This is a genomic window from Corallococcus sp. CA047B (assembly GCF_003612065.1).
GTDB classification, from domain to species: domain Bacteria; phylum Myxococcota; class Myxococcia; order Myxococcales; family Myxococcaceae; genus Corallococcus; species Corallococcus praedator.
In genome coordinates, this window is the sequence record NZ_RAWD01000683.1 from 1 (window position 1) to 887 (window position 887).

Annotated in this window: 2 protein-coding genes; one reads left to right on the forward strand and one right to left on the reverse strand. The window is 70.8% G+C overall.

All coding sequences use genetic code 11. The annotated features are described in order from the left end of the window. Positions 1-311, reverse strand: a 311-nt coding sequence (locus D7X74_RS43485; protein ID WP_158622380.1) for a hypothetical protein, incomplete at its 3' end; no start/stop codon positions are given. Between D7X74_RS43485 and D7X74_RS42160 the strand changes: the two genes are divergently transcribed. Further along, positions 293-592 (forward strand): hypothetical protein, encoded by a 300-nt coding sequence (locus D7X74_RS42160; RefSeq protein WP_120538487.1) that lies wholly within the window; start codon positions 293-295, stop codon positions 590-592. The two genes, D7X74_RS43485 and D7X74_RS42160, sit on opposite strands and share 19 nt — an antisense overlap. The last annotated feature ends 295 nt before the right edge of the window (positions 593-887 follow it).

Here is an 887-nt window from a genome sequence, read left to right on the forward strand (position 1 = left end):
GGGACGACGAACCGCGCCCCCCCTTGTAGAAGGCGAGGTAGCCGCCGGCGCCCGCGAAGAAGCTGACGCGCAAGGAGCGCGAGGCCGAGGCGAAGCGCCAGCGTGAGGAGGAGGCCCGCCTCAAGAAGGAGCAGCGCGAGCAGGAGGAACAGCGCAAGCGCGACGAGGAAGCGAAGCGGAAGCGGGACGAGGAGGAGAAGCGCAAGCGCGAGGAAGAGGAGAAGCGCAAGCGCGACGAAGAGAAGAAGCAGCGTCCCAAGCTCGACGATGACGATCTCCGGAACTACTAGCCATGCGCCTTCGCCTTTCATCGCTCATCGTTCCCTCGGCCCTGGTTCTGGGGCTGGGGTTGTCCGCCTGCAGCCTGCTCGTCGACTTCGACCCGGAAGGGCAGCCCTGCGACCGGGGCCAGTGCCTGGAGGGCTATGTCTGCCGGAACGAGGCCTGTGTCTCCGAGGACAGCCCCGCGACCGACGCGGGCCCGACCGACGCGGGGGTCCAGGATTCCGGAACCCCTGACGCCGGCACCCCGGATGCCGGCACCACCGACGGTGGACTGCTCACCGACGGTGGCCTCGCCGACGGCGGGTGAGGTTCCAGGCCGGGCTCCGGGCTTCTGACCCGGTTCCCGGCCGCTGCACCCGCCGTGGAGGTGCCCGGGCCGCGAAGGCCCGCGTGGCGCCTCCCCGCGTGGCCCCCCGGCCGCGCCGTGTCTCCCCGGACACGGCTGCCTCCTGGCAGGCGGCACCCCGGAAACCCCCGTCATTCCAGCCGCTTGCACGCGATGTCCGCGCCGGGGACCACCCCCGGTGCGTGGCATCATCCATGCTCTGGAGCAGGCCCAAGGAGGCATCAACGACATGGGCAAGCGCGTGGGAGTGCTGATG